General features: G+C 38.3%; 13 protein-coding genes. 8 read left to right on the plus strand and 5 right to left on the minus strand.

The genetic code is table 11. The annotated features are described in order from the left end of the window. Positions 1-10: 10 nt before the first annotated feature. Genes ADM90_RS02750 through ADM90_RS02760 form a run of 3 tightly spaced genes read left to right on the plus strand, consistent with a single transcriptional unit; the run spans position 11 to position 4,200 of the window. On the plus strand, positions 11-1,717 hold the full coding sequence (locus ADM90_RS02750) for an ABC transporter permease (protein WP_053993537.1): 1,707 nt from the start codon (positions 11-13) through the stop codon (positions 1,715-1,717). 27 nt (positions 1,718-1,744) lie between these two features. Beyond that, on the plus strand, positions 1,745-3,256 hold the full coding sequence (gene argH, locus ADM90_RS02755) for an argininosuccinate lyase (RefSeq protein WP_053993538.1): 1,512 nt from the start codon (positions 1,745-1,747) through the stop codon (positions 3,254-3,256). After that, the gene (locus ADM90_RS02760) at positions 3,256-4,200 is read left to right on the plus strand and encodes an N-acetylglucosamine kinase (protein ID WP_053993539.1); all 945 of its coding nucleotides are present in this window, start codon (positions 3,256-3,258) and stop codon (positions 4,198-4,200) included. The genes argH and ADM90_RS02760 overlap by 1 nt, the downstream gene beginning before the upstream one ends. 22 nt (positions 4,201-4,222) lie before the next feature. On the opposite strand, the gene ADM90_RS02765 is transcribed toward ADM90_RS02760, so the two are convergent. From ADM90_RS02765 to ADM90_RS02780, 4 genes are all read right to left on the minus strand, one after another. Further along, positions 4,223-5,518: a transglutaminase domain-containing protein gene (locus ADM90_RS02765; RefSeq protein ID WP_053993540.1), complete on the minus strand. Its 1,296-nt coding sequence runs from the start codon at positions 5,516-5,518 to the stop codon at positions 4,223-4,225. A 151-nt stretch (positions 5,519-5,669) separates the two neighbouring features. Next, entirely contained in the window at positions 5,670-6,797 is a 1,128-nt protein-coding gene (locus ADM90_RS02770; RefSeq protein ID WP_053993541.1) for a Zn-dependent alcohol dehydrogenase, read from the minus strand. Positions 6,798-6,809: 12 nt separating this feature from the next. Next, positions 6,810-8,324 carry an aldehyde dehydrogenase family protein gene (locus ADM90_RS02775; protein WP_053993542.1) on the minus strand — a complete coding sequence of 505 codons (1,515 nt, stop codon included), beginning with the start codon at positions 8,322-8,324 and terminating at the stop codon, positions 6,810-6,812. Between the two features lie 10 nt (positions 8,325-8,334). Further along, positions 8,335-9,642, minus strand: coding sequence for a lyase family protein (locus tag ADM90_RS02780; protein WP_053993543.1), 1,308 nt, complete (start codon positions 9,640-9,642; stop codon positions 8,335-8,337). A gap of 123 nt (positions 9,643-9,765) precedes the next feature. On the opposite strand from ADM90_RS02780, the gene ADM90_RS02785 reads away from it, so the two are divergent. After that, entirely contained in the window at positions 9,766-10,524 is a 759-nt protein-coding gene (locus ADM90_RS02785) for an IclR family transcriptional regulator (RefSeq protein ID WP_053993544.1), read from the plus strand. A gap of 112 nt (positions 10,525-10,636) precedes the next feature. On the opposite strand, the gene ADM90_RS02790 is transcribed toward ADM90_RS02785, so the two are convergent. Next, positions 10,637-11,422: a helix-turn-helix domain-containing protein gene (locus ADM90_RS02790; RefSeq protein ID WP_053993545.1), complete on the minus strand. Its 786-nt coding sequence runs from the start codon at positions 11,420-11,422 to the stop codon at positions 10,637-10,639. 125 nt (positions 11,423-11,547) lie between these two features. On the opposite strand from ADM90_RS02790, the gene ADM90_RS02795 reads away from it, so the two are divergent. From ADM90_RS02795 to ADM90_RS02810, 4 genes are read left to right on the plus strand one after another with little or no spacing between them, the layout of a single operon-like run. Next, on the plus strand, positions 11,548-12,681 hold the full coding sequence (locus ADM90_RS02795; RefSeq protein WP_053993546.1) for a mandelate racemase/muconate lactonizing enzyme family protein: 1,134 nt from the start codon (positions 11,548-11,550) through the stop codon (positions 12,679-12,681). Positions 12,682-12,694: 13 nt separating this feature from the next. Then, positions 12,695-14,134: an aldehyde dehydrogenase gene (gene aldA / locus ADM90_RS02800; RefSeq protein WP_053993547.1), complete on the plus strand. Its 1,440-nt coding sequence runs from the start codon at positions 12,695-12,697 to the stop codon at positions 14,132-14,134. Between the two features lie 12 nt (positions 14,135-14,146). Then, a complete protein-coding gene (locus ADM90_RS02805; protein WP_053993548.1) occupies positions 14,147-15,310 on the plus strand; it encodes an iron-containing alcohol dehydrogenase in 1,164 nt (387 codons plus the stop codon). Positions 15,311-15,348: 38 nt separating this feature from the next. Then, positions 15,349-16,926 carry a BCCT family transporter gene (locus tag ADM90_RS02810; protein ID WP_053993549.1) on the plus strand — a complete coding sequence of 526 codons (1,578 nt, stop codon included), beginning with the start codon at positions 15,349-15,351 and terminating at the stop codon, positions 16,924-16,926. Positions 16,927-16,953: the final 27 nt, after the last annotated feature.

A 16,953-nucleotide genomic window follows, 5' to 3' on the forward strand; every position in this document is an offset into this window, starting at 1 on the left:
GGGAGCCAATATGGAAAAACAGCCTGTCAATGCATGGACACGAATGACGCATTCCAATTGGTTTGTCTATCTATTAATAGCACCGTTATTTTTAGTGTTGCTCGCCTATGTGGTGTATCCCTTCTATCAAACCTTTAGTCAAAGCTTTGCTGGTGATGAGGCTTTCGTTCATTATAAAAAGTTTTTTGATATGGCGAGTCCTGCAAATTTAGAGGCTTTGTGGACCAGTGTTTATATCTCTATTATTAGTGTTCTAAGTTGTGCCATTGTTGGCATAACGATGGCTTTTTTACTTGAACGCTATAATTTTCCCGGGAGGCGCATACTTTCTATCTTAGTCTTAGTCCCTATGGCACTTCCTCCCCTTGTGGGCGTACTATCCTTTTCATTTTTATATGGAGATAGTGGTATTTTCCCACGATTCTTTCAGCAGCTATTTGGGCTAGAGCAGGTACCGTTTTCATTAAAGGGAATTTGGGGCGTTATTGTTGTTCACACCTTTACGATGTATACCTATTTTTATTTAACCGCCTCTGCTGCAATTAAGGGACTTGACCCTGCTTTAGAAGAGGCCGCAATAAGTCTAGGGGCGGGTCGTATTCGCATATGGACAAAGGTCATTTTACCAATGCTGACACCATCTATTGTAGCCTCTTCTTTATTGGTATTTATGATTTCAATGGCTTCTTATACCGCACCATTAATGTTTGGTGTTGAGCGTACAATGACTATGCAAATCTATTTATCTCGAACCAATGGCAACCTTGAGATGGCAGCAACACAGTCGATGATTTTATCCTTTGTCTCTATTACGTTTTTAATCGTTATGCGATGGTATCAAAATCGGCGTAATTATCAAAACCTGAGTAAAGGAATTAGTGTCCATCGTTCTGAAGTATCTTCCAAAGGAATGAAAATTTTTGCAACAATTGCCTCCTTTGTTGGTACATTCATGTTAATATTACCAATATTAGTGTTAATATTAATATCCTTTTCTGTCGATGGCACTTGGAAGACGCAAATTCTCCCTACTGATTATACATTTGATCATTATATTGCACTCTTTACGGATGAACGCACATGGCGTCCTATTTGGAACTCTATTCAAATGGGCGTTATCGCTACAGCTGGCAATATTATTTTTGGTGTCGCTGCTGCCTACGCTATGGTGCGCTTAAACTTTAAAGGGAAAACATTGCTTGATATTTTAATTATGGTGCCTTGGGCATTACCGGGAACAGTTGTCGCTGTTAATTTAATTGCTGCCTTTAGCACAGAAAATATTTTTGCTTTTAATCAGGTGTTAATCGGAACTTTTTGGATTTTGCCATTAGCCTATTTTATTAGACATTTACCACTAGTTTTTCGTTCAACCTCAGCTTCCCTTGTACAGCTAGACCAATCAATTGAGGAAGCATCTCGTGGTTTAGGTGCTACTTGGTGGTATTCATTTAGACGTATTGTTGTGCCCTTAACATTTACTGGGATATTAGCAGGTACATTATTAGCACTAGTTCAAAGCTTTGGCGAATTTGTTGCATCCATACTTATCTATAGCACATCCACTATTCCATTGTCTGTCGCAATATTTCAAAAATTATATGCATTTAAATTTGGCACCGCCTGTGCTTATGGTGTTTTACAAATTTGCTTAATATTAGTTGTCCTTATTATTTCTGAAAAATTATCGAAAGGCAGCGCTGGCTCAGCCATCTAGCTGCTAATCTGTTAGGAGGCCATTACAATGTTTGAAGATTTTCGCAACAAAACACAGCAAGAGGATGGGATGATATTCCCGTCTAACATCTACCGTCAAATTGTTTTACAGCCAGCTTATGACGAAGCCAAAAAAAATTTTTTAACAATCATGTTACAAATTAATATTGCTCATTTAAAAATGCTAGAAGAACAAGGACTTGTTACAACAGATGAAGCAAAGCAAATTGGGGTTGCTCTAAAAAAGATAGACTTAAATTATTATCGTTTAGAGGATTACAATCCCCAATATGAGGATTTATTTTTCCGCATTGAAAATAAATTAATAGCGTTTGCTGGAGATGTTGCTGGAAATCTTCACATTGGAAGAAGCCGTAATGATATGGGCATCGCCATCTATCGAATGACACTCCGAAAGAAATTATTATTATTAATGCATGAATTACTTAAATTACGTGATGATCTGATTGCTGCTGCCGAAGAGCATATCGATACTATTATGATTGGCTATACGCACACTCAACAGGCCCAGCCTACAACCTTTGCACATTATTTAAAGGCTGTTATTGACCAGCTTGAGCGCGATTTTGAACGGATGCAGCATGCCTATAAAACAGTCAATCGTAGTAGTATGGGTGCTGCTGCATTAACAACAACAGGCTTTAATATCAATCGTGAGCGTATGCGTGATTTGCTAGCGTTTGATGATATTATCGAAAATGCATGGGATGCTGTGGCAGGTGCAGATTATATTGCTGAAACAGCCAGCATTGTACAGCTCGCTGCATTAAACCTTGGGCGTACATCTCAAGATTTCTTACTATGGGCTACTCAGGAATTTAATGCGTTTACGCTAGCAAGTCCCTATGTACAAATAAGCTCAATTATGCCTCAAAAGCGTAATCCAGTATCAATAGAGCATACACGTTCACTGCTTTCCGCCGTTGTTGGCGATGCAAGCACTGTATTACAAATGGTGCATAATACACCTTTTGGCGATATTGTTGATACAGAGGATGATATGCAGCCTTATTTATGGCGTGCTATTGACCGACTAATCGGAATTTATAACCTATTTGGCTCTCTTGTTGTCACAATGGATGTGAATAAGAAAAAATTAAGAGATCGTGCAGAAAATAGCTTTGCCAATGTTACGGAGCTTGCTGATACATTAGTGCGCTCAGAGGGGATATCATTCCGTCAAGCACATAGTATCGTGAGTAAATGTATTAAAGTTTTACTTGCTCATGGTGAGGAATCGCTTGCAAGCCTTACATGGGGTCTTGCCAATACACAGTCCAAATTGATTACGGGTAAGGAATTAAATATTTCTCAAGAGGACTTTTATGAGACATTAAAGCCAGAATCTTTTGTTGGTGTTCGAACATTACTTGGTGGTCCTGCCCCAGCTACGATGAAGGCAGCTTTGGAGCGCTCAAAATTAAATACACATCACCTTTATGAATGGGTTCGTTTAAAGGAAAGCGCTATTCTCGAAGCAGAGAAGCAATTAACAATATTTATAGAGGAATGGAACTAATGACAAAATGGCTATTGATTATTGATGGCGGAGCAACCAAAACAGCATGTGCCGTTGTACATGCAGATTCTGGCGATATTCAATATACAACATCAACAAGGGGCTCTAATTATCAAGCGATTGGTGTTGAAGCAGCTACAGCAGTATTACAAGAGCTTTTAGCAAATATCGACACCTTTTTGCAAAAGCATTCCCCTGCTCACATTGCTGTAGCTACCTTTGCATTAGCGGGTATTGATTCTCCAAAGGATCATCAAATGGTCACAGCAATTGTTCAAAAGGCCCTATCTGCGACACAGCTACATATTGAGACGCTAATTATTGAAAATGACGCTCAGGCTACACTCTTAGGTGTCACAGCTGGACAGGCTGGGGCTTTACTGATTGCTGGAACAGGGGCCATTGCCTATGCCTACGATGGCAAGCAAATTGTCCGTGCAGGCGGCTGGGGGCATCGAGCAGGCGATGAGGGCAGCGGGTTTTGGTTAGGACAAGAGGTGATACGAGCTATTTTTAAAATGGAGGATGGTCGTGGCGAGCCCACTATTTTAAAGGATGCTGTCTATCATTCGCTTGGTATAGAAGATGTCACAGAGCTTGCTGCATGGTTGTTCCACCCTTCCTATACCAATGCACAGCTCGCAAAGATAGGAGCTTTTGTCGCAGAAGCAGCAGCACGAAATGATACATGTGCCATTCAAATATCACAGCAAGCAGCTCACGAATTGACACTCCTTGCAAGTGCCGTATTAAAAAAGATTGGCTATCAAAGCAGACCATTTTCACTTTATTGTAATGGCGGTGCTATTAAGCATAATCCGTTGATTCTCAAAACATTTACAGCGCAAATAATATCTCTGTTTCCACATATTGATATTTCTTTATGCCAACATCAACCTATTACTTATCTCATTGAACGTACAAAAAGGGCGTATGACTGTTAATCAGTCACGCCCTTTTCTCTTACTATAGTGCCATTTTCTTTGGTTCATCCGTTGTAAAATAGAGATAGCCATCCTGCACAAATAAATCCTTGGTATCTTCCCTATTTAATAGCTGTTCGTCGCTTCCATCAGGGCGAATCTTCGTTAAGTATGCCCCTCGCGAATAATTACTAAAATAGAGCCAGCCGTCCGAGTAAACAATATATTGAGCACGTGAGTTTGTGACACGCTTTGTTTCACCTGTTGTCATATCCAGCACATACAATTTATTATCATCAGCAATATGACTGAAAAATAATTGATTACCAACCTGCGCAGGGAAATCAATATCATGATAATAGCTATAAAGTGTGCTTGTTGCTCTTGGATAGTCTTCAGCTATCCAGGTATGGTCTTGTGCCATTGTACGATCATCCACTAAAAAGTATTGATAGCGAATTGCCCCTTTACGGTCTGGTACAGGATCATTCCATGTTGTATCGAGATGATACCACTCGCCATCTAGCTTTACTAAATTCCACGCATGTCCTTCCTGACCAACATAGCCGACGATATACTTTGTCTCAATCCCTAGCTTTTGTAGCATTGTATGAGCAAGTAAGGCATAGCCCTGACATACTCCTCCACGCTCTGCAAGCACTGTATAGGCACTATGTGGACTAGAATTAGTGTGCTCTGTATAAACCGTATTGGCAACAATATAGTCATTAACCGCCCGTACTTTTTCTACGTCTGTCATTGAATTATCCGTAATTTTCGCAATAACTTCCTGAGCATTCATCTCTACATAAGAAGCCTGCTCTGGTGTCATTAAATAGCTTTGCTCTCCAAAAATGGTTGCCTTATTTCGCCCATATTCAAAACGAATTGTATGTTTACTAATATGTCCATATACATAATCATCTCGTTTAATGGCATTATTGTAGGCCTCTTCCACAATTTGCTCAATTCGTTGTGTACTGCCCTTATATTGAATTTCAAATTTTGGTGAAAAGCTACTATAATACGCATACATGGCATCAGCCATTTCTTTGGCATCTGTCACAACTAGCTTCGTTTCTGGTTTCTGAATTGGCGGAGCTGTAGGGGCCACCTCTGCTTGATGTACATCCTCTATCGGTGTAGCTGTTTCAATGGAGGCTTTATCTGATAGTTTCGCCGTAACATCTATAATTTTGTCCTTTGTTGACACAAGCATTGTTTCGATATCATCATTATTTACCCATGTCTTCACCTGTTGAACAACTGTCTTCCCAACAGTATAAATAGGATCAATAAAAATAATAATCATCACGATGATCGCTAACTTCTTCCACAAACTCCTCACCTCCAATCCTCTTCCTTTTATTATATACAAAAAGGACCTAAAACACTCACCATAGCCTTTCATAAATTAGTTATTTATAAATATTTAAAAAGATGACCTCAGTAGTAAACTGAAGTCATCTAAATAAGCATTATTATATTATCTAAAATGTAATTACTGTACGCCCAACATTGCTACAGGAGTGCTCATGAAAGGCTTCAATTGCTTCATTAATTTGCGCTAGTGAAATTTTCTTTAATACTAACTCATCAAGCTTTAGCTGACCCTGAAGGTATAGATCAGCAATAATTGGGAAGTCACGCATCGGATGAATATCCCCATAGAAGCTACCTCGGATATGCTTGCCAACGCGATGGAAGCCCCCGGCAGGTAAATTTAAAACTTGTGATGGATTAAATGCTCCTACAACGACAATTGTGCCGCCTTTACGTGTTGCATGCCAAGCTGCTTCTGTTGCACGCGTATTGCCAGAACAATCAATAGCATAATGAACACCAAGTCCACCAGCAATATTTTTTATTTGCTCAATAGCATCTGACTCTAACGTATTAACGGTATGTGTAGCACCATATGATTTTGCTAATTCTAAGTTACTATCTTTAATATCACAAGCAATAATTTTAGTGGCTCCTGCAATTCTAGCACCCTGAATAGCATTCACCCCAACGCCGCCTATACCAAAAATTGCTACAGTGGAACCAGCCGTAACCTGTGCTGCCTTAACTGCTGCGCCAAATCCCGTCGCTACACCACAGCCAATCAAGGCTGCCTGTGCTAATGGCATTTCCTTTGGTATTTTGACACAAGACATTTCTGGTACTACTGCATATTCGGCAAATGTAGATAGTAACGAATTATGAAACACTGTTTCTCCCTCATATTCTAGTCGAGTTGTGCCATCTAATAGTGTTCCTTCAAACATTGGACCAAATGCTGCCTCACACAAGTTCACAGAGCCATCTAAACAATACTCACATACACCGCAGTAAGGAACCCAGCTAAGCGCTACATGGTCACCCACTTGCACAGATTGTACTGCTGACCCCACTTGCACAACAATCCCAGCTCCCTCATGCCCTAAAATAGTTGGCTTTGGTGTAGTTTCATCCTCAATAGCATTTAAGTCACTATGACAAACGCCTGTAGCAGCTATTTTCACTAATACTTCATTGTCCTTTGGTTCATGTAATACAACATCTTTAATCGCTAACTTACCATTTGTTTCGCTTAAGACAGCTGCCTTCATTACAAGCGTTGTTGATTGTATCATTTCCTTTTCCCCCTAGTAAGCAAACCAAATGGCACGCTTCGAAATAAATGAATTTAATGAATGGATGGCATATTCCTTACCCCAGCCAGATTGCTTAATACCGCCAAATGGACTTGCCATATCGTAGCAACCGTAGCGATTCACAAAGACCATCCCTGCTTTCAACTGGTTGGCAACTCGGTGAGCACGGGATGTATCACCTGTCCATAATCCTGCACCTAGACCATAAATCGTGTCATTGGCCATTGCAATGACCTCTTCTTCTGTATCAAATGGTATAACACAGAGGACAGGTCCAAAAATTTCTTCTTGTGCCACCTTCATTTTATTGTGGACATCCGCTAAAATCGTTGGCTTGATAAAGTAACCTTTCGCATTGGAGCCATCTGTGTCACGCTCACCACCTGCTGTAATACGAGCTCCTTCCTCCTTAGCGGATTCGATATAAGCTAAAATTGACTCCATATGTGCTTTTGTACATTGTGCTCCTTGGTTTGACTGTGGATTAAACGGATCACCGCATTTATATTCACGAGCAAGCTGTGAAATCTTTTCTACGACTTCATCATAAATAGGCTTCTGAACAAATAATCTTGTAGGTGACGAGCATTTTTCTCCTTTATGTGTAAATAATCCAATAAATGAACGCTCAATTGCAGCATCCAGTTTAGGGTAATCAGCAAAAATGATATTTGGCGATTTTCCACCAAGCTCTAATGTAACAGGCTTTAGGTTAGAATCAGCGGAATCATGCAATAATTGCTTTCCAACATTTGTAGAGCCTGTAAATGATAATTTATCAATATCTGGATGGCGGCTAATCCAGGAGCCTACACGACTATTCCCTACAAGTAAATTCACTGTACCAGGTGGTAATAATTTACTGTTGTGTAAAATTTCAAAGAACCGAATTGCTGAAAATGAGGTCGCATTGGCTGGCTTTAACAATACGGTATTTGCCATTGCTAAAGCTGGCGCCATTTTTAACGCTGCCATTTGTAAAGGAAAATTAAACGGTACAATTTGCCCACAAATTCCTATTGGATCAGCCGTTGTTACACTTAAAAAATCCCCTTCCACTGGATTATTTTCCGTATAAAATTTATCTGTCCAACCTGCATAATATTCAAATAGCTCTGCACATTCAGTCATATCTTCCCAGGATTCGTTGTACAGCTTACCGTTATCCAATGTTTCTAATGTCGCTAACTCAGATTGATGTTCACGAATAAGAGCCGCAATTGCCTGTAAAATCTTTGCCCGTTGCTTACGAGTTACTCTTTTCCAATCATCACCCTCAAGTGCTACACGTGCGGCTTTGACTGCATCATTGACCATTTCCTCTGTTGCGATTTCATATTTTCCATTTATTTCTCCATTAGCTGGATTGATTGATTCAATTACATCCTCTGTATTCGTTTTCACCCATTCCCCATTCACATACGAACACTTTACTTCTGATAGCCATTGTTTTGCCCATTGTAATTTTGGTTGCTCAATGTCTTCAAAAAATGCTTGCTCACTCATTGACATCACCTCATAGTAAATTTAGATTTTGTATTTCTTGAATTGAATATTTCTTTAAAAGTTCACTTACTTGTGCATAACCTATTTTATTTTTTAAACGTACCATATAAGGAATTGGTGAGTTGATGAGCTCCTCACAACGCTCCCTATTTACTTCAAGCCCCTTCAAACATTTGGTTGAAAAAAGAATCGTTATATTCTGCATCATGTCAATAGCATCTAAAATATTAAACACAGCATAGCTTTCAAAAACATTTAAGTATAATTCTGCGTATTCCATCGCTCCTTGAACAGATCGTTGAATACCTATTACTTGTAACGCTCCTTGCATGACCATTTCAGGAATTACAGGATTCACCTTACCAGGAAAAAATGAAGAACCAGCTTGTACAGCAGGCAATTTTAATTCATTAAAACCGCCAAATGGGCCTGAAGATAAAAGGCGCAAATCTTTTGCTATTTTTAAATAAACATTCGCTATTTGTGTCACTTCATTCATGACATCTACGAATACATCTATATTTTGAGCACAATCAATAGGTTGAGTATGCCGTTTTAAAGGTAAATCTAGTAAGCTCGCTAAGTTATTAATAATGTGTTCGCGATAAAATGTGGAAGCCCCGTCTCCTGTTCCAATAACAGTACCGCCAAGACTCACTTCTAATAAAGGTGCTAAGGCATTTTCAAATAATTGTGATCGACGTTGCAATACAGCTGTATAGCCATCTAAAAATTCCGACAATTTAATTGGCAATGCATCTTGTAAACATGTTCTTGCCATTGTTTCAATCGACCCATATTTTTCAATTAGTTGTTGGATTGTCACAATAAGTGTGTGTAATTCAGCAAGCAGCCCATATCCTGCCTGATAGATTGTTAATCGGCTTGTTGTCGCACACACATCTGCTGTTGATTGTGAACAATTGACATCTTGAATAGCATGCACAGATTCCCCATCATTCTTTAAATAGGAATTTGCTATAGAACTGATGACCTCATTGATATTCATATGAATGCCAATGCCTCCACCTCCATGAAAAACATCTACTGGAAATTGTTCTTGATATTTATCATGTTGAATATCTTCACATGCTTTAACAATGGCTGAAAATTGCTTTTCTGTTAGTAATCCATCTGCAAAATTTGTGATAGCAGCAGCTTTTTTCACCCGTGCTATATTGTGAATATAACGAGGATAGTAGTTTAGCCTTTTATTTGAAAAAGACATATTTTCTACTGTTCTCATTGTTTGAATGCCATAGAGCATATCATCCTCTAATTCAAGCTCTCCGAACGCATCAATCTCAATTCGGCTCATTACACACCTCTTTCGTTCATATTACGAACATTTATTAAAAATAGTGAACTTTAATTGCATTATAGGAGCACGTTTTTGAACTGTCAATCATTTATTGTTTAATAATTATGATAAAATGAACATATGACGACACAAAATAAATCTTCTGTGCAATCTATTGAAAGAGCGCTTGATCTATTAGAAATTATTGCCCAAAGCCAGCAGCCTGTTTCCTTACATGAACTTATAGAAAAAACGTCTTTAAATCGCACAACTATCTGGCGTATTATTGGAACACTCGAAGCTCGGGGCTATATCGAAAAGGTTGTAGATACTAAAAATTATCGTATAGGAGGGACATTATATCAGTTAGTACAAGTCGATAATGTACAGCGAAAACTAGTGGAAATTATTAGGCCTTATATGATAGCTCTAATGGAGGAATTTCAGGAAACGATTCTCTTTAGTGTTTATCATAATGGGCAAATGCTACACCTTGAACAGGTAAACCCTAATCAATCAATTATCCTAAAGGATTACCGAAATAGTTGTTCACCTTTACATTGTTCATCAAATGGTAAATTACAATTAGCCTATTTTGACGATAAACAGTTAGATATTTTTTTACGACAAGAGCTAGATGTCTATTCGACTAATACACTAACCGATGTTCAAACTGTAAGAAGAGAGCTGGAGATTATACGTCAAAGGCACTATAGCCTATCAGTTGGTGAATATGATGTAGAGGAAAATGCAATTTCTGTAGCCATTACCTATCGGGGGAGCCCTGTTGGATTTATCTCTGTAGGTGGTCCAGCTTACCGTTTAACAGAGCAAAAACTACATTCCATTGCGCACCGATTGTTAGCCATTACCGAATCAATTGAAATTAATCTTTCATAGTGTACTTGAAGCTAAAACAAAACATTATTACCATAACTAACCCGCATGAAATCAATGAACTGTAAAGTCTTGTTTTCATACGGGTTTTATCATTCTCTTTATTTGTAATCCCTTACATACGATATTGCTTTCTAAATTCACTAGGTGACTGATACATGATTTCTCGGAATCGTTTACTTAAGTAAAATCCATTTTGAAAACCACATTTTGTCGCAATTGTGTCAATAGTGTCATTCGTTTCGACCAACAATGTACGTGCATGGCGCAAACGAATGTTTGTCAAATATTTCATAGGTGAAATACCCATAGCTTTTTCAAATCTTCGTGTAAGTTGCACTTGTGAAATATAATTTTCCTTTGCTAGCTCACAAAAATTTATTTTGGAATGGAAGTTTTGATGAATATATACTCTTACATTTTCAACCATTACATCAGATACAACTTTCTTCTCCTCCAACTTGATTAATTGCTTTTGTACAACAAGATGTACTAGTAGATCATAAATGTAATGAGATTTTAACTGATTTGTCTGATCATCTTGTTGAAAAGCATAATTTTCAAATGTCTTTAACGTTGAACCTAACCGTTCTAAATCCATTATTTTATATATTCCAGCCTGTAACTTTACCATTTCTGACAGCTCAACTTGAAAGAAATGGAATTTCAATCTCTCTACTACTTTTCTTTTTAAAGGGAACTGTGGTGGACATACGATGATATCTCCAAATTGTGCTAGTCCCTTTGCTGTTGTAAATTCATAGCCCAACACTCCCTCAGAAACAATAAAAAATGACCAATACGGGTATGTGTCATAATCCAATAAAAATGCCTCTATCGAATTCCAATATGAATGCTGATGAACTTTTATCCATGTGTTTTGAATCAGTAACTGCAACATAAAAACAACTCCTAAGTGAAAAAAAGTATATAGATATGAAAAAATAGTACATTCTCTTTTTCATAATATTCTATAAAATAAAGTTTAAATTTGAAAGCGCTATACTTCTAAAGGAGATATGTACAATGAAAATTACTGGAATTGAAATAGAGCAATACCTATTACCATTAGACCCACCATTTAAAGCTGCTTGGGATCCGATGCCACGTAAAAATTTTGCATCTACATTAGTATTTGTTCATACAGATGCTGGTATTACAGGAGTGGGCTCTGGTGATTTAATGATGGGTCTCCAAGGACATGAGCATCTTTTTATTGGACAGGACCCATTTGATATTGAACGTCATCACCAAATTATTTCCAATATTGATTTCCATTATGGGCGTTGCTGGCCGCTAGATTTAGCATTATGGGATTTAATAGGAAAAGCAACAAATCAGCCAGTCTATAAATTGCTAGGTGCTAAAAATCAGGAGATATATGCATATGCTTCAACCGGTGAGATGGTTACACCTGAAGTTCGAGCAGAACGAGCATTGCAATTCATTGACCAAGGCTTTAAAGCGATGAAAATTCGCTTTCATCATAAAGATGTGCGTGAGGATATTAAAGTAGTGGAATCTGTCCGTAAAGCTGTTGGCAATCGTTTAGAAATTATGGTTGATGCGAACCAAGGCTGGAAAATGCCATGGGATACTGACCGTGTTTGGGATTTAAAGAAAGCTATCGAAGTAGGAAGAGAACTTGAGCAATTAAATGTTTTTTGGTTGGAAGAGCCGCTACCATGCCATGAATTTGAAGCAATGGCGAAGTTGCGTGATAAGGTAGAAATTCGCATTGCTGGTGGCGAAATGAACCGTAATTGGTATGATTTTAGAGAAATGAATCGTCATCAATCATTAGATGTTTATCAGCCAGATGTAGCACTTTCTGGTGGTATCACAGGAGTTAAAAAAATTGCAGAAATGGTACAAGCTAATGGAGCATGGTTTAGCCCGCATACTTGGACAAATGGCATTGGCGTATTAGCAAATTTACAGTTGGCTTTAGGCGTAAGTAATTGTCCATTTTTGGAATTCCCATATGATCCGCAAGCATGGGCAATTGAGCGTCGTGACTTTATCCAAGCTGAACCATTAATGATCGATAATAATGGCTTATTACGGGCTCCAGCAAAACCTGGTCTTGGCTTTGAATTAAATCGTGAAGCGATAATGAAATATCGTATTCATCATGCATATGTTGGTGAAACAGAATAAGGAGCGATGAAAGATGAAACAATGGACAGCCTATATAAATGGGCAATTTATAGCAAATCAATCGGCACAGTGGATGGATGCAACATATCCTGCTACTGGGGAAATTGTTGGACAAGTGCAGGCTTGTACAGAGGTTGATGTACATGATGCTGTTCATGCTGCAAAAGCTGCGTTTCAAGCATGGAAGCGTACACCTGCCTATGAGCGTGAAAACTATGTAAAAAAATGGATAACATTGCTAAGAGAAGAAAAAACCTATAAGAACATTGGGAATCTCATCTCTGCAGAAATGGGTAAGCCGCTAGAAGCAGCAAATAACGAGGCATTTTATAGTGCTGATTTAGCTGAATATCAATCACAATGGGCTCGCCGCATTGATGGAGAAATTGTAACCAGTGACAGTACAAATGAACGGATTTTAATTGAAAAAGAACCTCTTGGCGTAGTAGCTATTATTGTTCCTTGGAATTTCCCAATCTATGTTTTAACACGTAAAGTCATTCCAGCGCTTATAGCAGGGAACACAGTAGTGATTAAGCCAAGCGTTAAATCACCTATTTCAGCCTTAGCAATCGCTGAATTATTTCATCAAGCAGGCTTCCCAGCAGGTGTTGTCAACGTTGTTACAGGTAGTGATGATATTGTCGGTGAAGCATTGACATCTTCAGAAGTTAATATGATTACCTTTACTGGCTCTACTCGCGTTGGTAAAAAAATTATGGAAAAAGCCTCACAAAAAATGATTCGTGTATCTTTAGAGCTTGGTGGTAAAGCACCTGCTATTGTAATGCCTGATGCAGATTTGAATTTAGCTGTGCAAGCAATTAAAGGAGGACGCCTTTCTAATTCAGGTCAAGTATGTAGTAATACAGAGCGTGTGTATGTGCATGAAAGTATTGCACAAGCATTTATAGAAAAAATTGTAGCAGCATTCCAAGACGTGCAAGTAGCAGATGGGCGCTTACAGCCAAATGCAGAGGTTGCATCGTTAGTATCGAAAGCAGATGCCACTCGTATTAACACAATGGTACAAACGGCTGTTGTACAAGGGGCAACAATCGCCTGCGGTGGTCATATTATGCACGAATTAGGTGATAGCTTTTATGCTCCTACTATCTTAACAAACTGTTATCAACAAATGGACATTGTTCAGCAAGAGGTTTTTGGACCAGTGTTACCCATTTTAACATTTAAAACAATTGATGAGGCGATTGCATTGGCAAACGACTCAGACTATGGACTAACATCCAATATTTATACAAACTCTTATCAATCTGTTATGAAGTTAACAAAAGAACTTGAATTTGGTGAGGTCTATGTTAATCGTCAACAAGGAGAGGCTTATCAAGGCTACCATGCTGGTTGGAAAAAATCAGGTATTGGTGGCGATGATGGAAAACATGGCTTTGAGGAATTTTTACAGCAAAAAACAGTATATTTAGCTTTTGAATAGGAGATGGACTAGATGTCGTTTGAATATTTTTCAAGAACAAAAATTATTTATGGTGAAAACAGCCATCAACAGCTTGGGCAATATATTTTAGAAAAACAGGCTAATCCTCATGTCACAATTGTTACTGATAAAGGCATTGTATCTGTTGGTATTAGTGAATATATAGAGAAGGTTTTAAAAACTGCTCATATTGATTATTCACTATATGATGGTGTAAGACCAGATCCTTCAGCTGCACAAATTGATGAGGTAGCACAGCTAATCCGTCAGAATAACAGTAATGTAGTAATCGGTTTAGGTGGAGGCTCTGCCATGGATGTAGCAAAAATGGCAGCCTTGGTAGCTAGTGACACATATAATGCCATGCATTATGCCCTTATGGTAAATCCATTTAGCACATCGGATAAACTGACAATTGCAATTCCTACAACTGCTGGCACAGGAGCGGAAGTAACAAGCACAGTTGTTTTTTCAACACCTGAAGGACGTAAAGTTTGGGGTTGGGATGAGCAAATGGCTCCAAATATAGCTATACTTGATCCACTGTTTACAGTGAACTTACCATTGTCCATTACAGTTCCAACTACTCTTGATGCATTTATTCATGCAATGGAGGCTGTGTCTGGACGAAGAACTAACCCATTCATCGAAGCAGTTGGATTAAAAGCTATACAATTAATTAATGAAAACTTTGAACAGTTATTGGAGAATCCAAAAGATATTGAAACGCGTGGGAAGATCGCGCTAGGAGCAACACTTGCTGGTTTAGCCATTGAACAAGGTGGAACAGGCCTTGGTCACTGTATCGGTCATGCTCTAGGTACACTTGCAAAAGTACCACATGGTCAGGCAGTCGCTATATCACTTTATCATTGCATTGAATGGTTAGTTACAACAACCCCTCAAAGCTATGTAGCTATACAAAAAGCATTAAATGTCAATACCATCGAGGAAATTGCCAAGCGTTATCAGCAGATGGTAGAAAAGGGACACTTATCTTTAACAATTAACTCACTTACAGAACAAGATATCGAACAATTTGTATCTATTATGCAAGCTGAGGAAAATCAGCCTATGTTACAGAATAGCTGTGCATTACCATCTAAGGATGATTTACAGCATTTTGCTAAACGCATCATACTTGGCTCTATGCCAAAACTTGGGGTTGATATTTAAGATAGTAGAAAAACTAACTGACAGAGGGGATAAAGCGGATGAATAAATTGAATTTAAGACATGGGGTATTTTGGCCGCCGTTTATACTACTTTTAATAGCTGGATTACTTAGTCTACTATATCCAGAGTGGTTTTTAGATAAAGTAAACATCGCCAACAATTGGCTTTTAGAAAACGTTGGATGGCTTTTTAGTCTTGGGGGCTTAGCGATGCTAGCTGCTGTTGTCATTGTATTTTTCTCACCTCTCGGCAAGTACAAAATAGGTGGTGAACATGCTCGACCAATGCTCAAGATGAAAAGCTGGCTTGCTATCACACTTTGTACAACAATAGCTGCTGGTGTTACCTTTTGGGGCATTGTAGAGCCAATTTATCATATGGTATACCCTCCAGAATCATCAGGAATTGAAGCAAACAGTCCAGATGCTATAATGTTTTCAATGTCTACAATGTATTTACATTGGACAGTCACACCCTATGCAATCTACTGTGTACCAGCTTTAATGTTCGCCTTTGCATTTTATAATATGCGTAAACCCTTTAGCTTAAGTTCCACATTAACACCTTTACTAGGAAATCGAATGGAAGGAAAGCTAAGCTCCTTTATTGATGCCATTTCCTTATATACATTATCATTAGGTATGGCTTCTGCAATGGGTACAGCCGTTTTAAATATGGCTGGAGGCGTCAACTATTTAACGGGTATCGAAAGTAATGCCACACTATGGGCTATTATTGCAGCCATTACAATGATCGTGTTTACAATCTCTGCTTCAACAGGTCTGATGAATGGCATTCGTATTTTATCGGATATAAATACTAAAGCCTACATTATTATTATTATTTTTATCTTTATTACAGGACCTATTGCATTTATTGTCAATCTAGGAACAGAATCTTTTGGGTTTTATTTAACACATTTCTTCGAAAAAAGTTTATTTACAGGGGCATCTGGTGGTGATGCTTGGCCAAAGGCATGGACAGTATTTTATTGGGCAAACTGGTTTGCCTGGGCAGCCATAACAGCTATGTTTTTAGGACGTATTAGTTATGGTTATTCTGTTCGCACGTTTATCATTGTCAATTTCGTGGTTCCATCCGTATTTGGCGGTCTTTGGATGACTATATTTGGTGGGACTTCAATTTATAAACAAATAACAGATAATACCCTGGGTACTATTTTAGGTGAACAGGGGGCAGAATCTGTGTTATATGCAGTATTAGCAGATGTTCCATTATCAGCAATTGTTATTCCTGTTTATTTATTTATCGTCTTTATTTCATTTGTTACCGCTTCCGATTCTAATATTTCTGCAATGGGTGGTATTAGTACAAAGGGCATTACTGCGGACAGTCAGGAATCACATATCGGTATTAAAATTGCATGGGGCGCATCTGTTGGAATTATTGCATGGGTAATGCTAAGCTTCGCTAAAATTGATGGTATTAAAATCCTTTCAAATCTTGGCGGCATTCCTGCACTTATTCTATGCTTAGCAATTATTTTCGCACTGTTAAAGGTAGCCTTTAATCCTGCAAAATATGATATTACCGCAAGCTTAACAAAAGAAGAAATTGAGCGCACAAATACGCAATATTCAGATGAGGCAAAATAAATAATAGCGGCTAATATAGTAAGGATT

It is taken from the genome of Lysinibacillus macroides (assembly GCF_001281525.1).
Classification (GTDB): domain Bacteria; phylum Bacillota; class Bacilli; order Bacillales_A; family Planococcaceae; genus Lysinibacillus; species Lysinibacillus macroides.